1 protein-coding gene is annotated in these 1,516 nt (G+C 66.8%); it reads left to right on the top strand.

Annotation, left to right across the window (positions count from 1 at the left end):
- Positions 1 to 94: 94 nt before the first annotated feature.
- Positions 95 to 1,516, top strand: a 1,422-nt coding sequence (locus ACWEO7_RS39460; protein WP_452430950.1) for an NF041680 family putative transposase, incomplete at its 3' end; no start/stop codon positions are given.

Consider the following 1,516-nt stretch of genomic DNA (forward strand, 5'->3'; position numbering starts at 1 on the left):
GCTGGGTTTTCAATACCCCGGGTGATCATGGGTGAAGCCCTTGGTTGATCATGTCTCCTTGCGACAGAAAGACTTTCGATAACCAAGGGCTTCGGTGAACAGTGTGCACGACACCGGCTGCGCCGGTGCGGTCGGGGAGCTGTCGGCGTTCCGGCAGGAGTTGTATCGGTGCCTGCCCCGGCGGGCGGACGCGGTATTCGATGTGGTGGACGCGGTGTTGTGCGCGGACGGGCCGGTGCGGTCATTGCCGGAGCTGTCACTGGTCGGCGAGCATCGCCGGGGCCACGGCAGCGTCTATGCGGCACTGGACCGTGGTCGGATCGACATCGCACGATTGCGGCGGGCACTGGTCTCGGTGCCACTGCCGCGGGCCGCGGACGGTCGGTTGGTGCTGGCGGTGGACATCACCTCCTGGTTGCGACCGGAAGCGCATACCTGCCCGCAGCGGATACTGTGTCACACCTACGGGCGTGCCAAGAACACCCATCAGATGATTCCCGGCTGGCCGTACTCGGTGGTCTGCGCCTTGGAATCGGGGCGTAGTTCTTGGACCGCGCCACTGGATGCGGTGCGGCTGGCACCCGGTGACGAGGCCGCCACGGTGACCGCGGACCAGTTGCGCACCGTGATCGGCAACCTGATCGAGGCCGGGCACTGGCGAGGGGGTGATCCGGATATCTGGATCGTCGCCGATGCCGGCTACGACGCACCCCGGCTGGCGTTCCTGCTGGCAGATCTGCCCGTGGCCGTGCTGGGCCGGATGCGGTCGGACCGGGTCCTGCGCCGCCGCGCACCCGCATGGCAGCCCGGGACGACCGGACGCCCACCCAGGCACGGCGGGGAGTTCGTCTTCGGCGATCCCGCGACCTGGGGTGAGCCCGACACAGCCGTCACGACCGACACCCGCCTCTACGGACCGGCAACAGCACGGTCATGGAATCGCTTGCACCCCAGGCTTACTCACCGGTCATCCTGGACTTCCCAGGCCGGGAAACTGCCGGTGCTCGACGGCACCGTGATCCGACTCGACGTCGACCGGCTGCCCAGTGGCGCCATCCCAAAACCGGTGTGGTTGTGGCATTCGGTCGTCGATCTGGATGCCGCCGAGGTCGATGTGCTGTGGCAGGCATTTCTGCGGCGGTTCGATATCGAGCACACCTTCCGCATGTTCAAACAAACCCTCGGCTGGAACGTCCCGAAACCCCGCGACCCCGCCGCCGCGGATAGATGGACCTGGCTGCTCCTGGCCGCCTACACCCAGCTGCGCCTTGCTCGTGAACTCACCGTCGACATCCGGCGGCCGTGGGAGAAACCCGCAGCCCCACAACGACTTACACCAGCACGTGTCCGTCGAGGTTTTCGGCACCTCCGCCGGAAAGCAGCCTGTCCCGCCAGTGCACCGAAACCCTCCCGCCCCGGACCCGGTCGACCAGCCGGCCACCGCAACCAGCGTCCAGCACCCCGCTACGACGTGCACATCAAAACACCCAGCAACCAGAAGCCATCCAAACCCCCC

The sequence above is a fragment of the Nocardia sp. NPDC004260 genome (genome assembly GCF_053603155.1).